The following is a 16,987-nucleotide window of genomic DNA, read 5'->3' as shown; positions in this document are numbered from 1 at the left end:
GGCGGGTTTTTTATTATTCACATGGCGTGAATATATTTATAAAAATTATAAAAGGGTGCATTAAGGACACAACGCTAACAATATGGGCGGGTTACCCCGCCCGTTGAGTTAGCCTGCTGTACAGGCTAATTTAGCCGCCACCTCCTGACGATCGTTTTTTATATTAAACTCGCAAAGCCTTCCGCGGTTAATAAAAGCAAAAGTCAGAATTGTTAGACAAACCACTAACAGAATGGCTAACAGGTATTTCAATGGCGTCATGCCTTTTACTCCTTGCAAAAAAAAGGGTAAGAGGCTACTCTCAACCTGCTAGGGTTGTGTGAGAGTAGCCCCCGAGTTAATGGAAACATTGCTCGGGGCCTTCAACTCTCTGTCCACCACACTCTCAAGGTTGTTCGGAATAACAATGAGCGTGCTTAAGACAGAAAGCCTTAAGCACCCACCAGTAATGATATCGCCTTCAGGTTAAAAGAAAAGAGAAATAGCAATGTAATTCCCTTGAGGTAATTACATTATTCTGCGATGTGGTTCATGCTGCGCTATTAATAATTAATTGAATGAATATAATTAGCCTGTAATAACGGCCTCTTATTCGAGGCCGTTATTAATTAGTACAGCTATTTTAACCTAATGCACTCTCCCGCAGTCGGGATTTAAGCTTGTTATACTCGTCGATGACGTACCGCTCGGCAGCCTGCTGATCGTCAATCGCCTCCACGCGTACGGCGCAGTACTTATACTCCGGCGTTTTGGTTATCGGACTCAGGTTCTCCGTGACCAACTCGTTACAGGCCCCAATCCACCACTGGTAGGTCATGTAGACCGCACCCTGGTTCGGGCGGTCGCTGACCTGCGCCCGGGTGATGATTCTGCCTTTGCGCGAGTTGACCCATACCAGCGCCTCATCCTCGATGCCCAGCCGGGCGGCATCGGCGGTATTGATCTGCGCATAGCCCGGCTCATCAGCCAGCGCGGCCAGCGCCGCACAGTTGCCGGTCATTGAGCGGCAGGAGTAGTGGCCCACCTCACGTACCGTAGAGAGCACCATCGGGTAGTCGTCGGTCAGCTTATCAATAGGGGCAACCCAGTCGCAGGTAAAGAACTTCGCCAGCCCTGTGTCGGTATCAAACTTCTCTTTAAAGAGGTATGACGTCCCCTGGTCAGCGTCCGACTCATCGCGGCACGGCCACTGAATGTAGCCCAGCTCGCCCATCTTCTCGTAGGTTGCACCGTAGAAGTCCGGGCAGAGATGGCGCAGCTCGTCCCAAATCTCCTGGGTATTGTTATAGTGCATGGGGTAGCCCATCCGCGTGGCGATCTCGCTGATAATCTGCCAGTCGGTTTTCAGATCCCACTGGGGCTCCACCGCCTTGAAGAAGCGCTGGAAGCCGCGATCCGCCGCCGTATAGACGCCCTCATGCTCGCCCCACGACGTTGACGGTAAAATGACATCCGCCGCCGCCGCGGTTTTGGTCATAAAGATATCCTGCACGATGACCAGCTCAAGGTCCTCAAACCCTTTGCGCACCGCCGAAAGCTCGGCGTCGGTCTGCAGCGGATCCTCACCCATAATATAGGCCGCCCGCACTTCGCCATGCGCCGCCCGATGCGGCAGCTCGCTGATGCGGTAGCCGGTATGGGCCGGCAGGCTCTCTACGCCCCAGGCGCGGGCGAATTTTTCCCGATTCGCCGGATCGCTGATGTACTGGTAGCCCGGATAGGTGTCCGGCAGCGCGCCCATATCACACGCGCCCTGCACGTTGTTCTGCCCGCGTACCGGGTTGACGCCGACGTGCGCCTTGCCCAGGTTGCCGGTGAGCATCGCCAGGCTGGTGAGAGAACGTACGGTCTCTACCCCCTGGTAGAACTGGGTCACGCCCATGCCCCACAGGATCGATGCCGTTTTCGCCCCGGCATAGAGCCGTGCGGCCTGGCGGATCGCCTGAGCGCTAACGCCGGTAATATCCTCGACGGACTCTGGCGTGTAGCCTTCAACAATTTTGCAATACTCTTCAAAGCCTTGGGTGCGGTTCGCCACAAACGCCGCGTCGTAGAGCTTCTCTTCAACAATGACATGCCCAAGGGCGTTGAGCAGCGCAATGTTCGAGCCGTTCTTCAACGCAAGGTGCATATCGGCAATGCGCGCGGTTTCGATTTTGCGCGGATCGCAGACAATAATTTTCGCCCCGTTACGCTTCGCACGGATCACATGATTGGCGACGATAGGGTGGGAATCTGCCGGGTTATAGCCAAAGATAAAGACTAAATCCGTGTTATCAATTTCCGTGATGGCATTACTCATTGCGCCATTACCGACCGACTGGTGCAGACCTGCAACCGAGGGGCCGTGTCAGACGCGTGCGCAGCAGTCGACGTTATTGGTGCCAATAACGGCGCGCGCAAATTTCTGCATCACATAGTTGGTTTCATTGCCGGTACCGCGCGACGAGCCGGTGGTCTGGATCGCGTCCGGGCCATATTTCTCTTTGATTGCGCTCAGGCGGTCGGCGACATAGTTCAACGCTTCGTCCCAGGAGACCGCTTCCAGCTTGCCGCCGCGCTGGCGACGGATCATAGGTGTTTTCAGACGCGGGGTGAGGATCTGGGTATCGTTGATAAAATCCCAGCCGTAGTAGCCTTTCAGGCACAGGGTTCCCTGGTTGGTTTTCCCCTGCGCCGCCTCCGCGCGAACGATTTTTCCGTTATCCACCACGAGGTTGATCTTGCAACCTGAGGCGCAGTACGGGCAAACCGTGACGACTTTTTTCATCGCTTCTGCTCCAGTTAAACACAGCGCGCTTTTGCGCTCCTGGCCCCACTATGCATCTTGCATGCCACATTGTTATTGTGGGGATTAGCAGGGATGACGGGCGAGTGCGCGGCAAAACCCTGTCGATAAACAGAGCATCGACACATTTGACGTGTCGAAAAGCGAAGGGGTGTGACAGCGGTTAAAGATCCAGCACGTGGCGGTGTGATTTGCTGCCGATCCTCACCAGAATGGCTAACACTTAGGCATGTCTCTCTGACGGGCGTAGATGATGAAACCGGCAATTCTGATAGTGGATGATGATGCGGCAGTCTGCGAACTCTTGCAGGACGTGCTTAACGAGCATGTCTTTGCCGTGCACGTCTGTCATAGCGGCCGGGAGGCGCTGACGCTTGCCGCTGAGCAACCCGAAATCGCACTGGTGCTGCTGGATATGGTGCTACCGGACACTAACGGGCTGATGGTGCTGCAACAGCTGCAGCGCGTGCGGCCGGCGCTGCCGGTGGTGATGCTCACCGGGCTGGGCAGCGAGTCGGACGTGGTGGTGGGGCTTGAGATGGGCGCGGACGACTATATCGCCAAACCCTTTAACCCTCGCGTAGTGGTGGCCCGTCTGAAGGCGGTGCTGCGGCGTACCGGCGCGCTGGCGGCGGAGGTGCCTGTCGCGAAAGGGGCAGATATGGCGTTTAACGGCTGGAGCCTGAATACGACCCGCTGTGAGCTGCACGATCCGCACGGCCAGCTGACGCCGCTCACTCAGGGCGAGTATGGCCTGCTGCTGGCACTGATGCAGAATGCGCGGCGGGTACTGAACCGCGAACAGCTGCTGGCCCTCACTCATAGCGAAAGCATGGACGTTTTTGACCGCACCATCGACGTACTGATTATGCGGCTACGGCGCAAAATCGAGCTGAACCCGCATCAGCCTGCGCTGATTAAAACTATCCGTGGCCTGGGCTACGTATTCGCTGCCGACGTGGTTCATAACGAGATCGCGGCCTGAGCATTATCGCGGATAAACGCCCGATGCTCGTCCAGCGTTTTCGCGCCGTCGATGGCGTTGGCGGCCAGCAGGCTGGCCCTGGCGCAGACGTGGGCAAGCTGGATACTCTCCAGTAGCGGCCACGCTTCATGGCAGCCGTAAAGGAACCCGGCGCAGAACGCATCTCCTGCACCGACGCTACCGACAATCTCCTCCTGCGCGAGGTGCCAGGAGGGGATCCAGACGCCCGGCGCCTGCGGCGTTTGTCCCCACGCCCCCTCAGGGCAGTGGATCACCACCCGCTGCTTCACGCCTGCGGCTAACAGCTGCGCCGCCGCCTGGGCGATATGCTCAATATGCGGCTCGCCGTTTTCGTGGCGGATCGCCAGCTCGCTGAACTCGCCCGCCTCCAGCTCATTAATCACCAGATAGTCCAGATGCTTCAGGGCCGGGTTAACCAGTGGACGGTAGCGGGGATCGCCTTTGCGCGACACCAGATCCAGCGAGGTTTCAAAGCCCAGGCTGTGCATCTGGGCCAGCAGCCGGGCGCTGCGGGTGCCAAACTCGTCGTCCGGCATATCCAGGCTGTCCAGCAGCAGCAGATAGCCGAGATGGAAAATTTTCATGCTGTTATCAAGGCGATCGAAGGCGGGCAGATCCAGCAGGCGGTTGGCACCGGGAGAGTGGAAAAAGGTGCGCTGGCCACTGGGATCGGTCATCACCTGCGACATGGAGGTAGGGGCAAAGGTGGTGCGCTGAACATGCTGGCGGTTGACGTGGTACTGCTCCAGCATCGCCATAATGTAGTCGCCGTCATTATCCTCGCCCACCAGCCCCACCGCCTGTAGCGGCAGGCCGGTACGCATCTTCGCCAGCGTCAGCAGAACATTCAGCGGCGCGCCGCCGGTGGAGCGTTCGCTGTGGACAATTTCGGCCAGCCAGCCGCGCTCCGGCCACTGCACGATCTGGTGGACGTGATCCACCAGCATATTGCCCGCCGCGATGATGCCTCTGCGAGCCATCAGATTTTCCCCTCGCTGCCGAAGATGCGCATCTGCTCGGCAACAATATCGGTGATGGCCTGCTCAATGCTGAGCATCAGCTCGGCGAACTCGTCGTAGATCTGATCCCGCGCGGCCATGCTTTTGTCCACCGCAGCCAGGGCGGCCTGCGACATCCCGGTATAGAAGTTGATTTTATGGATGCCCAGGCTGATGGCGCGGCGGAAGTCCGCGTCGCTAATGCCGGAGCCGCCGTGCAGCACCAGCGGCAGGGCAGTCTGCTGGCGAATCGCCTCCAGGCGGGTAAAATCGAGCTTCGGCTCACCTTTGTATTTGCCGTGGGCGTTACCGATCGCCACAGCCAGCGCATCGATGCCGGTTCGGTCGACAAAATCCCGGGCCTTTTCTGGATCGGTAAAGAACGCCTCGTCGGCATGGCCGTACAGCGCTCCGCCTTCGTCACCGCCTACCGCCCCTAGCTCGCCCTCAACCGAGACGCCAACCGCGTGGCACATCTTCACCACCTCCCGCGTCTGGCGCACGTTCTCTTCATAGTCCAGCGTTGAGCCGTCAAACATCACGGAGGTAAAACCGAGGCGCAGCGCCTGCACGACCGCCTCAAAGTGCAGGCCGTGATCGAGGTTAAGCACCACCGGAATATCGTGCCGGGCAGCTTCATACTTCACCGCCTCTACCAGCGTATCCAGCGACAGGTACTTAAAGTGCACTTCGGCAATGTTGATGATAAACGGCGAGCGCTGCTGTTTTGCGGCGGCAAACAGCGCCCGCAGAAAGTGGGTATCCAGGACGTTAAAGGCACCCAGCGCATACTGATGCACACGGGCATGTTTCAATCCTTCGGCGAGAGAGATCAGCGGCATTGCAGCCTCCTTGGTTAGGGAACCGGGTGAAGAAACAGGGAATATTCGTTACAGAGCACCAGCTGGGCGGGCTCATCTTCTTCAATGCTGTTATAGCGATCGCGCGGCTGCAGGAAGTGGTTGTCATGGTCATCATCATTGACGGAGGAGACCTCGCCCACCAGCACGTCGCCAAAGCCGTGTTCGCCCCAGAAGCTGTGATACAGCCCCGGCGGCAGGCAGATGCTCTCTCCTGGTGCCAGGCGCAGCTGGCTGCCCGCCGTATGCGTCTGTAAACAGCCGTCGATGGCCACCGTCACGTCGCTCTGTTCGGTCTGCTGGTCGGATCCGGCGTTCCACAGCTCGATAATCAAATTACCGCCGCCGCGGTTAATAATGTCTTCGCGCTTGCGCCAGTGAAAATGCATGGGGGTCAGCTGGCCGTCGCGGACGTGCATGATCTTTTCCGCATAGCATTTGGGCCACGGCGTACCACCGGGAGAGCCGTTGCGCAGAGTGAAGAGCGTTAACCCCTGTGCTGCAAAGTTCGCTCCGCCAAAAGCAGTCACGTCCCATCCCAGCCGCAGATCAAACACTTCCTGCCAGGCATCGGCAGGCAGCTGCCGCCAGCGGGCCGGGGCGAAGCTGGCAAAAGCCGGCAGGTGCACGTCGTGCATGGAGAAAAACTGCCGCGTGTGACCAAGGATTTCGTTAATCGCGGAGCGTTTCATATACGGGCCTCCAGAGGCGTAGGCCGGGTAAGCGCAGCGCTACCCGGCGTTTACGTTATTTAACCGTCCAGCCTTTGTAGTTCGCTACGCTCTGCTTATCGATCATCGTGACCGGGATCAGCACCGGCTCTTTCGGCGCGGGTTTGCCCTGCAGGATGTCATAGCCAATCTCCACCGCCTTCGCCGCCATTACCTGCGGATCCTGGGCCGGGGTGGCCACGAACAGGGAGTTCTCACGCTTCAGTGCCTCTTCCCCGTCCGGCGAGCCGTCTACGCCAACGATAAAGAACTCGCTGCGCTGGGCCTGCTTCGCAGCAAGATCGGCCCCGATCGCCGTAGGATCGTTAATGGCGAATACGCCGTCGATCTTCGGATTGGCTGCCAGCAGGGAGGTCATGATCTCCAGGCCACCTTCGCGACTGCCCTTGGCGTTCTGGTTCCAGGAGAGCACCTTGATGCCAGGGTGACGCTTGAACTCGGTCTGGCAGCCCTCAACGCGGTTCTGCACCGCTGAGACCGGCGGCCCGTTGATGATCACCACGTCACCTTTGCCTTTCAGGCGATCGGTGATGTACTTACAGGCGATTTCGCCTGCCTGGGTGTTATCGGAGGTGATGGTCGCGTCGGCACCTTCGGCCGCCACGTCAACCGCCACCACCACGATCCCGGCATCTTTAGCACGCTTTACCGCCGGGCCGATGCCTTTGGAATCCGCCGCGTTGAGAATGATCATGTCTACCTTCGCGGCAATAAAGTTATCGATCTGCGACACCTGCTGGCCGAGATCGTAGCCGCTGGAGACCAGGGTCACCTTGACGTTATCCCCGGCCAGCTTGCGCGCCTCCAGCTCTGCGCCCTTGGTGATCTGGACAAAGAACGGGTTCGCCAGGTCGCCGACGGTAACGCCAATGGACTTCAGATCTTTGGCCTGCGCAAACGGCGTTGCGGCAAGCAGTGCGCCAGCACAGAGCGCGGTGACTAAGGGTTTCAAACGCATATTCTGTTCCTTATCTGTAGGGTATTGTTGTTATGCACTTTGATGGTGACGGGTACGGTATTTATCGATTAGCACCGCAATGATGATCACCGCCCCTTTGATCACCAGCTGCCAGAAGTAGGAGACGCCCATCAGCGTCATGCCGTTGTTGAGGGTGGCGATAATCAGCGCGCCCACCAGCGTACCGGTGATGGTGCCGATGCCGCCGACAAAGCTGGTGCCGCCGAGGATCACCGCCGCGATGGCGTCCAGCTCGTAGCCGGTGCCGAGGTTGCCGTTGGCGCTGTAGAGGCGCGAGGCGCTCATCACCCCGCCGAGACCGGAGAGCAGGCCGCTCATGCCGTAGACGAAGAGCAGCACCAGCCACACCTTGATCCCGGTGAGGCGCGCTGCCTGCATGTTGCCGCCGACGGCGTAGATGTGGACCCCGAGGGTGGTGCGACGCAGGATAAACCAGCAGATCGCGATCACCACCAGGGCGATGACCACCAGCCACGGGATCGGGCCGAGGTAGTTATTGCCGATCCACTCGAAGCTAATACTGGAGTTAATCACCGTGGTGCCGTCCGCCAGCAGGTAGGCCGCGCCGCGCAGGGCGGTATAGGTGCCAAGGGTGACAATAAACGGCGGCAGCCCGGCAAAGGCCACCAGCGCGCCGTTAAACAGCCCCAGCACCAGGCCGAGCATCAGCGCCGCCGGAATCGACAGCATCGACAGCTCTGGGATCAGCGAGACGACCATGGCTGCCACGGCGGTGGTGCCCAGTATCGAGCCCACCGACAGGTCAATACCGCCGGTTAAAATAATGAAGGTCATGCCCGCCGCCAGCACGATGTTAATCGACGCCTGACGGGTGATATTAAGCAGGTTGCTCTCGGTAAAGAAGTTAGGCGCAATAAACCCAAAGACGGCGACGATCAGGATCAGGATCGGTAGGATCCCGACCGTTTGCATCAGATCCCCCATCAGCATTTTCTTTGCCGACGCGGATTTCGCTACCTGCTGTGGGGTAGGTGCTAAGGTCTCTTTTTTAGCCATGGTGTACCGCCTCATCTACGCCGGTTGCCAGCGTCATTATATTTTCCTGGGTGATCGCCTCTCCGTGCAGCTCGCCGGCAATGGTGCCTTCATGCATCACGTAGACGCGGTCGCTCATGCCAACCACCTCCGGCAGCTCGCTGGAGATCATCAGGATCGCCACGCCTTTGTGCGCCATCTGGTTCATGATCCGGTAGATCTCGCTTTTCGCCCCGACGTCGACGCCGCGCGTTGGCTCGTCGAGGATCAGAATGCGTGGATTAATAGCGACCCAGCGGGAGATCAGCAGCTTCTGCTGATTGCCGCCGGAGAGTCCCCCCGCCCGAACCTGCGCGTGGGGAACGCGGATCTGCAAGAGCTGAATAGCGTCGTCAGAGATAGCCTGGGCCTTTTTGCGATCCAGCATGCCGTAGTTCGCATCGCGCTCCAGCGTCGCCATGGTGATATTTTCGGCAGCGGCCAGTTCGAGAAACAGCCCCTGCTCTTTACGGTTCTCGGTGAGAAAGCCAATGCCCAAATCGATAGCGGTGCGCGGGGAGTGGATCACCACCGGCTCGCCGTCAATCTCAATGACGCCACCGGTGGCGCGGCGCACGCCAAAAATTAGCTGCGCCAGCTCGGAGCGACCGGCGCCCACCAGCCCCGCAAGGCCAACGATCTCCCCGGCGCGGACGTGCAGGCTGATAGGGTGAATTTTGCCGCCGTCGGTGAGGTTCTGCACGTTGAGGCGGGTTTCGCCAGGGGTAATGTCGCGCTCTTTATTAAACAGGTCGCTGAGCGGGCGGCCCACCATCATGCGTACCAGCTCGGCCGCGTTCAGCTTGTCGCGCATCAGGCTGCCGACGTACTGCCCGTCACGCAGGACGCTGACGCGGTCGGAGAGCTCGTACACCTCGGCCATGCGGTGGCTGATATAGATAATCGCCATGCCCTCGTCGCGCAGGCGCAGGATCAGCTCAAACAGACGATGGGTTTCCCGAGAGGAGAGGGCGGCGGTGGGTTCATCCATCACCAGCACGCGGCTGTTGCGGTGCAGCGCCCGGGCGATCTCGACCTGCTGCTGCTCGGCGATGGTCAGCTTCATCACCAGATCGCTGGCCTTAAACTGCGCCCCGAGGCGGTTAATGACGCTCTGCGCCTGGGTAACCATCTCTTTACGCTTGATCAGCCCACCGTTGGAGAGCTCGCTGCCGAGGAAAATGTTCTCAGCAACGGTGAGGTTCGGGGCGAGCTGCATCTCCTGGTAGATCAGGGTAATACCGGCAGAGAGGGCATCCTTCGGGCCTTTAATGCTGTAGGGCTGGCCGTCGATCAGGATCTCACCGCTGGTAGCGGTGTAGGCCCCGGCGAGAATTTTCATCAGCGTGCTTTTACCCGCGCCGTTCTCTCCCATCAGGGCATGAATTTCACCAGGCCAGACCGTGAGATCCACACCCTTAAGCGCATAGAATTTGCCAAAGGCTTTGGCAATATTGCGCATTTCCAGTACCGGTGTCCTGCTCATGGCGGATCTCCTGCGAGGTGGGCGATATCAGCACTCCATCACAGGAACGTAAACGCAAAATGTCAGAAGCCGTTCATATTTGTCATATTGTGATTTTTCTTCCGGGAGCGTGATATGCCGCAGCAAGGAAGTCACTTTTTCGCCAGCGCGCGCGGGCGACTGCTCATCTTTAACCTGCTGGTGATGGTGGTGACGCTGATGGTCAGCGGCGCTGCGGTGCTGGGGTTTCGCCACGCCAGCCAGATCCAGGAGCTGGTGCAGCAGCAGACGCTGGACGATATGACCGGCAGTATGAACCTTGCGCGGGATACGGCGAACGTCGCCACGGCGGCGGTCAGGCTGTCGCAGGTGGTGGGTGCGCTGGAGTATCAGGGTGAGGCCGATCGGCTGAAGGCGACCCAGGCGGCTCTGCAACGCTCGCTGGCGCAGCTAGCCCACGCGCCGCTGGCGCAAAGCGAGCAGCAGCTGGTGGCGCAGATCATTCAGCGCAGCACCGAGCTCCAGCACAGCGCAACGCAGATGCTGGAGCGGGGCCATCGCCGCCACCTGCAGCGTAACGCGCTGCTTAGCTCGCTCTACCAAAATCAGAGCTACCTGCATCAGATCCGGGGGATCATGCTGCGCGACGGCGGCAGCGTGCCGGATGCGCGACTGCTGGATGAGATAGACCGCCTGATCGGCGCGGCGATCCAAACCCCTTCTCCGCGTCCAACGGTAGCGGCGCTGGATACCATTATGACGCAACTGCCCGAGGAGGCGGGTTCACCCCTCATCAACACCGTGCTGGGCGACTTCACCGCCGAGCTGCGCAAGCTGGGGCCGCTCTCCTTGCAGCTTGAAGAGAGCGATCTGGCGATCAGCTGGTACATGTACCATATCAAGGCGCTGGTGGCCTTTTTGAATACGGATATCAACCAGTATGTTGAACGCGTCGTGGACGTCTCCCAGCAGCGTATCGATCGAAGCCACCGGGAGCTGAGGTCTATCATCCTGTTAATTATCGCCTTTGCTCTGCTGGCGCTGGTGATCACCGGCTTTGCGGGCTGGTACATCTACCGGAACCTGGGATCAAACCTGACGGCTATCTCCCGGGCGATGAGCCAGCTGGCACGAGGGGAGCAGGATGTCTCGGTTCCGGCGCTACAGCGGCGGGATGAGCTGGGGGAGCTGGCGCGCGCGTTTAACGTCTTTGCCCGCAATACCGCCTCGCTGGAGCACACCTCCCGGTTGCTGCGGGAGAAGACAACCCAGATGGAGATTGACCGCACCGAACGGCAAGGGCTGGAGGAGGCGCTGCTGCACAGTCAGAAGATGAAAGCGGTGGGGCAGCTGACGGGCGGACTGGCGCACGATTTTAATAACCTGCTGGCGGTGATCATCGGCAGCCTGGAGCTGGTCAGCCCAGGTTCGCCGGATGCGCCACGCATCAGCCGGGCGCTGAAGGCCGCCGAGCGGGGTGCGCTGCTCACCCAGCGCCTGCTGGCGTTTTCGCGCAAGCAGTCCCTGCACCCGCAGGCGGTGGCGATGCAGCCTCTGCTGGAAAACCTGAACGAGCTGCTGCGTCACTCTCTGCCTGCCACCCTGACGCTGGAGATTGAGGCGCAACAGCCCGCGTGGGCGGCGTGGATCGACGTCGGGCAGCTGGAGAACGCCCTGATCAACTTGGTGATGAACGCCCGCGACGCGATGGAGGGCCGAAGCGGCGTTATCCGCATCCGCACCTGGAACCAACGGGTCACGCGCAGCGATGGACGCCGTCAGGATATGGTGGCGCTGGAGGTGGCCGACCGAGGCTGCGGTATGTCGCAGGCGATTAAAGCTCAGGTGTTCGAACCCTTTTTTACCACCAAGCAGACCGGCAGCGGCAGCGGCCTTGGCCTGTCGATGGTGTATGGATTTATTCGCCAGTCGGGCGGACGGGTAGAGATTGAGAGCGCGCCGGAGCAGGGGACGACGGTGCGGCTGCATCTGCCCCGCGCCTCCGAGCTGGCGCATGACGTCAGCGAGCCTGAGTCCATGCCCGATGGCGATAACACCGACCGGCTGATTCTGGTCCTGGAGGATGAGGCCGACGTACGCCAGACGCTGTGCGAGCAACTGCATCAGCTCGGCTACCTGACGCTGGAGGCGGAAAACAGCGAGCAGGCGCTGGCGCTGCTGGACGCCGCGCCGGATATCGATTTTCTGCTGAGCGATCTGATGCTGCCGGGCAGGCTGAGCGGCGCGGAGGTCGTACAGTTTGCTCGCCAGCACTATCCCGGCCTGGCGCTGCTGCTAATCAGCGGCCAGGATCTGCGCCCGGCGGACAACCCGGCTCTGCCGGACGTTGAGCTGCTGCGTAAACCTTTTACCCGCGCCCAGCTGGCTCAGGCGCTACGAAAAGCGCAGGCGCGCTAATCAGCGGACTTCGATATGGGTCGTGCGGGGAATGGCCATCAGGCGTTCGCCGCAGGTCAGGAGCAGATCGACATCCGGCGAGAAGGGGGGCAGACGTTCGGTAAGCTCATGCACGATGCGCTCCGGCAGCTGAGGGGCAACCATGCGCTCATCGGCGATGCCGTTGCCGGTCAGACGCAGCATGCGCCCGCCGCTCAGGCTGGCAACCTGTAAAATCAGCGGGGCGCGGCTGCTATCGGTTAACGTTAGCAGCACGCTGGCGAGATCGAGCGGCTGGCACTCATCGTTAAGCGGGCTGAAGGTGACAATGACCCCCGGCTCGCTCATAGCTTTAGATAGACGGCGAAAATGGTGTTGAGCACCCTGCATGGACGACCTCCGGTTAGAATCGTCCTATCCTGGCCGCCGAGTGTGACATTTAGGTTAAGTTACCATGACCGGATAATGAAGATAGCGCCAGCGCTGTCTGAAAATGGGTCGCCGAAGATTAATTCTTTTTAACGAATTCTGATTTAAGCTTCATCGGACCAAAGCCGTCGATTTTGCAATCGATATTATGATCGCCCTCAACGAGGCGAATATTTTTAACCTTGGTGCCGATCTTCAGCATTGAGGAGCTGCCTTTGACCTTGAGATCCTTAATTACCGTCACGCTGTCGCCATCTGCCAGCAGATTGCCGTTCGCATCTTTGACGATTAATTGATCGGTATCGGTTGCGGCTTCGCTTTCCGTCCATTCATAAGCGCACTCCGGGCAGATAAGCAGGCCGTTATCTTCATAGGTATACTCGGATTGGCATTTAGGGCAGTGGGGAAGTGACATGGTACGCTCCTCGCAAGGCTGGCAACGCGGACGCAGGGCCCGCAAAACGCTCGGCAACAGGCCGAGAAAGAGGGCGATTATACACTAATACCTTACAGTTGTCGGTGCTATTATTTTTATGTAAAAGCAGAGAAAAATGTCTGGTCTTGACACAACCTGGCACAGCCGTGAGCGATGCTAGCGGTATGACGCAGGGGGAATAGGTTTATGTATGATATTTAGAATATTTTTCGGCGGAAATTGCCACTTTTCATCAATTCATATATGGTGAGATGAAGCATTAAGCGCTATTCGCGACGGCATCTGGCACCCGCTCACTCTTCTGCCGAAGGTGGTTTCTTACCCTCAAATTAGGTGGGTAAATATATGAAGATATATCCTGTTTGCACATAAAAATGCGCTACGCTCTCTAATCGCTCTGGCTTCTTGGTCCGGAACGAAAGATCTGTCGATGAGTTGAGACAAAAACTATTTATTTTCCTGAGCGTCTTCAGGCGATTATCTTTTTTAGATATTTTCCACACGTAATTATAAAAGCCGAAACTTTACTAAATAAATAGCACGGCTAAATAAAAGTAAGAAAAATTTGCGTTAAGGAAAGACTTTCATCATGCACACACAGACAATTTTCGAATTAAGCCAGGAAGCCGAGAGGCTGTTGCAGCTTTCACTGCATAATCTCCAGTCGGTGCAGGCCATCCCTATGGCGACGCTGGATAGCGCATTGTCTGCGGGGGACAGAGACACCGCCAACGTGCTGCCGTTGCATTTTAGTACTCGGGGCGTGGAGGCCCAGTACGCCACTCTCGATAATGAGCTGCGGAAAATTACCCGGCTAGAGATGGTGCTAGCCATTGTCGGCACGATGAAGGCGGGAAAATCGACGACGATTAACGCCATTGTCGGTACCGAGGTGCTGCCCAACCGTAACCGACCGATGACGGCTCTGCCCACCCTTATTCGCCATACGCCGGGACAGAAAGAGCCGGTGCTGCACTTTTCCCACGTTGGGCCCATCGACGCCCTGACGCAGCAGCTCCAGACCCGACTGTTTACCGTTGACCGCGAGCGGCTGGCGCAGAAGCTGGAGATCGACAAGGATATGACGACCCTGTTGGATCGTATCCAGCAGGGCGACGCCTTTGATAAACACTATCTTGGCGCACAGCCTATTTTCCACTGCCTGAAGAGCCTGAACGATCTGGTGCGTCTGTCAAAAGCGCTGGAGGTCGATTTTCCCTTCTCTGCCTATACCGCCATTGAGCATATTCCCGTCATTGAGGTTGAGTTTGTGCACCTCGCGGGGCTGGAGAACACCATGGGCCAGCTGACGCTGCTGGATACCCCTGGACCAAACGAGGCCGGGCAGCCGCACCTGCAGCAGATGTTGAACGAGCAGCTGGCGCGCGCCTCGGCGGTGCTGGCGGTGCTCGACTACACCCAGCTCAAATCTATTTCGGATGAAGAGGTGCGCCAGGCGATCGCAGCGGTAGGCAAGTCCGTACCGCTCTACGCGCTGGTAAACAAGTTCGATCAAAAGGATCGCAACAGCGATGATGAGGAGCAGGTCCGGGCGCTGATCGCCGGGACGCTGATGAAGGGCAATATCAACCCTGAGCAGATCTTTCCGGTCTCCTCCATGTGGGGTTATCTGGCGAACCGCGCCCGCCACGAGCTGAACCTGCGCGGCAAGCTGCCGGATCCCAACGAGCAGCCATGGGTACAGGATTTTGCCGAAGAGGCGCTGGGCCGTCGCTGGCGGCTGGCGGATCTCGATGACATCGCCCACATTCATCATGCGGCGGAGCTGCTGTGGGAGGATTCGCTGTTTGAGCAGCCGATCCGTAAGCTGCTTCACGCCGCCCATGCCAACGCCTCGCTCTACGCCCTGCGTTCGGCATCGCATAAGCTTTTAAACTACGCCCACGGCGCTAACGAATATCTGGATTTTCGCTATCAGAGCCTGACGGTGGCGTTTGAGAAACTTGAGCAAAACATCGCCCGCCTCGAAGAGGATATGAGCCTGCTAAAAAGCTGCCAGGCGCGGGTCACTGATGAGGTTAACCATGAGGTTGACGAGGCGCTGAGCGCAGCGGATATTTTCATTAATAGCCAGCAGGCGGATATTGTCAGCGCGATCGATAGCTATTTTAAAGATGGCTCGCTGACGGAGATGGCCAATCTCAGCTTTGCCAACCTGCAGCAGGACGAGGAGTTTGGCCCAGGCAAGCTGGTGCTGGAGGATGAAGGACAGGCGCAGATCGTGCTGAGCAAGATCCGCTCCGCCTGCGAAGTGATACTGCTGGCGGCGCAGGAGAAGATTGGTCGCGAGCTGGCGCTGCGTTTCGACCAGCTGGAGAATACCCTCACGCGCTCCCTGCATGATGCCATGCGCCCTATCGAAACGCGTATTAAAGAAGAGCTCAGCCACACCGGGTTCCGGGCGCGTATTAGCCTGCCTGCCTTCCAGGCCAGCACCCTGAACTTTAATACGCGCCAGCTGTTTGTCGACGCCATTGCCTCAGAGGATCTGCCGATGGGGCGGTCCCGCGTCGGTGGCGTGAGGGAGTCGATGTCCCGCTGGCTCAATAATCCTGGCTGGGGCTGGAGTGACTGCGTCGTCACGCGCACGCGTTATGTTATCGATGTTTCACTGTTGCATAAGAATTTGACCGCCCATGTTGCGCATTTTTGTGCACAAATTCGTAAAGCTTTAGCAGCCCAGGTCGATGTTTCAGTGACGGCAGGAATGGCCACCTTCTTTGCCGAATTTTCGTTAAGCCTTTCCGGACTTCAGGAGAGCCTGCGTGACAGTCTGGCCATCCGCCAGCAGAACGCGTCATCGGTCATCGCGCTTCGTCAGCACCTGAAGCAGTGTATGACGACGGCAAAATGGATCCACGAGGATGCCCGCCTGTTACGCGATGATATTCAAACTCTATTCGCGGCAGACCAACCATGAAAAATCGACTACTGAACGGACCCGGGAGCACGCTGGAGTGTATCCATCCCAAGTTTATCGTCGATCTGGTGCTGGGCATTGATGCTCCCCGCCAGGCGCAGATCGTACCGCAGCAGCAGCTGTTACGCGATCGCCTGACGCAGGAGATCATGAACCAGACGCAGCTGCGCCCGTGGGCGATGGCGGGCGTCTTTAATGAGAGCGATGCCCTGCGCCTCGGCCTGGCCGAGAAGCTGGCAAGCATGTTCGATCCCGGTCAGCTTGCGCTCGCGCGTATTACCCAGCGTCTGGCTGCGCTTCTGAACAGCATCGAGCGTCGTCCTGCCTCCTCTACCGCCTTGCCTGAGCAGATTAGCGAGCTGTATAAGCATTTCAGTCAGCGCGCGGCCTGGAAAGAGAAAGCCTTAACCCAGCGCGGCCTAATGGTGCAGGCGGGCGCGCATAGCGAGCAGATCTTTACCCGCTGGCGCGCCGGTAAGTACAACGGCTGGTCTATGGCCGGGCGCTGCTATATCGCGCTTGAGGAGCTCCGCTGGGGCGCGTTCGGCGACGCCTGCCGTCTGACCAGTCCGGAGGCCTCCTCGCTGCTGAAGGATAATCTCCGGGCCATGGCCGCCGATTTTCTGGCCCAGGGCATTAACGCCTCGCCCGCCACGCGTCACTTCTATCATCAGTGGTTAACCACCCCCACAACGCCGGGCCTGATGGATTACAAAGATATGCTGGGCTGGCTGGGGGACTGGTGCGATGCGGATCGCCATCCGATATGCTGGACCATCACTCAAAGCTGGCAAAACGTGGCGCTAGGCATGCCGAGGCTCTGTTCGGCAACGCGGCTGGCAACGGCAATGGTGGATGAGATCTTTGGGGAGGGCGTGTAACCCCTCCCGGCTGGCAGGAGGGGTTGGAGTACAAATAACAG

At 58.7% G+C, this 16,987-nt stretch carries 14 protein-coding genes; 4 read left to right on the top strand and 10 right to left on the bottom strand.

Annotated elements, in window-relative coordinates; all coding sequences use genetic code 11:
- Positions 1 to 108: 108 nt before the first annotated feature.
- On the bottom strand, positions 109 to 261 hold the full coding sequence (locus tag EV102420_RS03150) for a Hok/Gef family protein (RefSeq protein WP_042388790.1): 153 nt from the start codon (positions 259 to 261) through the stop codon (positions 109 to 111).
- A gap of 361 nt (positions 262 to 622) precedes the next feature.
- Positions 623 to 2,770 carry a formate dehydrogenase subunit alpha gene (fdhF, locus tag EV102420_RS03145; protein WP_077776482.1) on the bottom strand — a complete coding sequence of 716 codons (2,148 nt, stop codon included), beginning with the start codon at positions 2,768 to 2,770 and terminating at the stop codon, positions 623 to 625.
- A 271-nt stretch (positions 2,771 to 3,041) separates the two neighbouring features.
- On the opposite strand from fdhF, the gene EV102420_RS03135 reads away from it, so the two are divergent.
- A complete protein-coding gene (locus EV102420_RS03135) occupies positions 3,042 to 3,773 on the top strand; it encodes a response regulator (RefSeq protein ID WP_042388834.1) in 732 nt (243 codons plus the stop codon).
- On the opposite strand, the gene EV102420_RS03130 is transcribed toward EV102420_RS03135, so the two are convergent.
- The 6 genes from EV102420_RS03130 to EV102420_RS03105 are packed head-to-tail and all read right to left on the bottom strand — an operon-like array spanning position 3,752 to position 9,883.
- A complete protein-coding gene (locus EV102420_RS03130) occupies positions 3,752 to 4,777 on the bottom strand; it encodes a carbohydrate kinase family protein (RefSeq protein WP_106403893.1) in 1,026 nt (341 codons plus the stop codon). The two genes, EV102420_RS03135 and EV102420_RS03130, sit on opposite strands and share 22 nt — an antisense overlap.
- On the bottom strand, positions 4,774 to 5,634 hold the full coding sequence (locus tag EV102420_RS03125; RefSeq protein WP_042388785.1) for a ketose 1,6-bisphosphate aldolase: 861 nt from the start codon (positions 5,632 to 5,634) through the stop codon (positions 4,774 to 4,776). Before EV102420_RS03125 ends, EV102420_RS03130 begins: the two co-directional genes overlap by 4 nt.
- 14 nt (positions 5,635 to 5,648) lie before the next feature.
- Positions 5,649 to 6,344, bottom strand: coding sequence for a D-lyxose/D-mannose isomerase (locus tag EV102420_RS03120; protein WP_042388784.1), 696 nt, complete (start codon positions 6,342 to 6,344; stop codon positions 5,649 to 5,651).
- Between the two features lie 55 nt (positions 6,345 to 6,399).
- Positions 6,400 to 7,341, bottom strand: a complete 942-nt coding sequence (locus EV102420_RS03115) for an ABC transporter substrate-binding protein (protein ID WP_042388782.1) — start codon at positions 7,339 to 7,341, stop codon at positions 6,400 to 6,402.
- A gap of 30 nt (positions 7,342 to 7,371) precedes the next feature.
- A complete protein-coding gene (locus EV102420_RS03110) occupies positions 7,372 to 8,379 on the bottom strand; it encodes an ABC transporter permease subunit (RefSeq protein ID WP_042388780.1) in 1,008 nt (335 codons plus the stop codon).
- Positions 8,372 to 9,883: a sugar ABC transporter ATP-binding protein gene (locus EV102420_RS03105; RefSeq protein ID WP_042388778.1), complete on the bottom strand. Its 1,512-nt coding sequence runs from the start codon at positions 9,881 to 9,883 to the stop codon at positions 8,372 to 8,374. The genes EV102420_RS03110 and EV102420_RS03105 overlap by 8 nt, the downstream gene beginning before the upstream one ends.
- 114 nt (positions 9,884 to 9,997) lie before the next feature.
- Between EV102420_RS03105 and EV102420_RS03100 the strand changes: the two genes are divergently transcribed.
- A complete protein-coding gene (locus tag EV102420_RS03100; RefSeq protein ID WP_042388775.1) occupies positions 9,998 to 12,280 on the top strand; it encodes a hybrid sensor histidine kinase/response regulator in 2,283 nt (760 codons plus the stop codon).
- Here the strand turns inward: EV102420_RS03100 and EV102420_RS03095 are convergent, their stop codons facing one another.
- Both EV102420_RS03095 and EV102420_RS03090 read right to left on the bottom strand, forming a co-directional pair.
- Positions 12,281 to 12,649 (bottom strand): phosphonate C-P lyase system protein PhnH, encoded by a 369-nt coding sequence (locus tag EV102420_RS03095; RefSeq protein WP_042388773.1) that lies wholly within the window; start codon positions 12,647 to 12,649, stop codon positions 12,281 to 12,283.
- Between the two features lie 118 nt (positions 12,650 to 12,767).
- Positions 12,768 to 13,103 (bottom strand): zinc ribbon domain-containing protein YjdM, encoded by a 336-nt coding sequence (locus EV102420_RS03090; protein WP_042388771.1) that lies wholly within the window; start codon positions 13,101 to 13,103, stop codon positions 12,768 to 12,770.
- Positions 13,104 to 13,713: 610 nt separating this feature from the next.
- On the opposite strand from EV102420_RS03090, the gene crfC reads away from it, so the two are divergent.
- A complete protein-coding gene (crfC, locus tag EV102420_RS03085; protein WP_042388768.1) occupies positions 13,714 to 16,065 on the top strand; it encodes a clamp-binding protein CrfC in 2,352 nt (783 codons plus the stop codon).
- Complete coding sequence (locus EV102420_RS03080) at positions 16,062 to 16,946, top strand: diguanylate cyclase regulator RdcB family protein (protein WP_042388767.1); 885 nt, start codon at positions 16,062 to 16,064, stop codon at positions 16,944 to 16,946. Before crfC ends, EV102420_RS03080 begins: the two co-directional genes overlap by 4 nt.
- Positions 16,947 to 16,987 lie beyond the last annotated feature (41 nt).

The sequence above is a fragment of the Pseudescherichia vulneris NBRC 102420 genome (assembly GCF_000759795.1).
GTDB classification, from domain to species: Bacteria; Pseudomonadota; Gammaproteobacteria; order Enterobacterales; family Enterobacteriaceae; genus Pseudescherichia; species Pseudescherichia vulneris.
Note: the sequence above shows the minus strand (reverse complement) of the source record. Positions and strands in the feature narration are given on the sequence as shown.

What these genes read in the sequence shown, in the direction of transcription:
- EV102420_RS03150 (WP_042388790.1), bottom strand. Translation starts at nt 261, where the DNA reads ATGACGCCATTGAAATACCTGTTAGCCATTCTGTTAGTGGTTTGTCTA.
- EV102420_RS03135 (WP_042388834.1), top strand. Translation starts at nt 3,042, where the DNA reads ATGAAACCGGCAATTCTGATAGTGGATGATGATGCGGCAGTCTGCGAA.
- EV102420_RS03125 (WP_042388785.1), bottom strand. Translation starts at nt 5,634, where the DNA reads ATGCCGCTGATCTCTCTCGCCGAAGGATTGAAACATGCCCGTGTGCAT.
- EV102420_RS03120 (WP_042388784.1), bottom strand. Translation starts at nt 6,344, where the DNA reads ATGAAACGCTCCGCGATTAACGAAATCCTTGGTCACACGCGGCAGTTT.
- EV102420_RS03115 (WP_042388782.1), bottom strand. Translation starts at nt 7,341, where the DNA reads ATGCGTTTGAAACCCTTAGTCACCGCGCTCTGTGCTGGCGCACTGCTT.
- EV102420_RS03110 (WP_042388780.1), bottom strand. Translation starts at nt 8,379, where the DNA reads ATGGCTAAAAAAGAGACCTTAGCACCTACCCCACAGCAGGTAGCGAAA.
- EV102420_RS03105 (WP_042388778.1), bottom strand. Translation starts at nt 9,883, where the DNA reads ATGAGCAGGACACCGGTACTGGAAATGCGCAATATTGCCAAAGCCTTT.
- EV102420_RS03100 (WP_042388775.1), top strand. Translation starts at nt 9,998, where the DNA reads ATGCCGCAGCAAGGAAGTCACTTTTTCGCCAGCGCGCGCGGGCGACTG.
- EV102420_RS03095 (WP_042388773.1), bottom strand. Translation starts at nt 12,649, where the DNA reads ATGCAGGGTGCTCAACACCATTTTCGCCGTCTATCTAAAGCTATGAGC.
- EV102420_RS03090 (WP_042388771.1), bottom strand. Translation starts at nt 13,103, where the DNA reads ATGTCACTTCCCCACTGCCCTAAATGCCAATCCGAGTATACCTATGAA.
- crfC (WP_042388768.1), top strand. Translation starts at nt 13,714, where the DNA reads ATGCACACACAGACAATTTTCGAATTAAGCCAGGAAGCCGAGAGGCTG.
- EV102420_RS03080 (WP_042388767.1), top strand. Translation starts at nt 16,062, where the DNA reads ATGAAAAATCGACTACTGAACGGACCCGGGAGCACGCTGGAGTGTATC.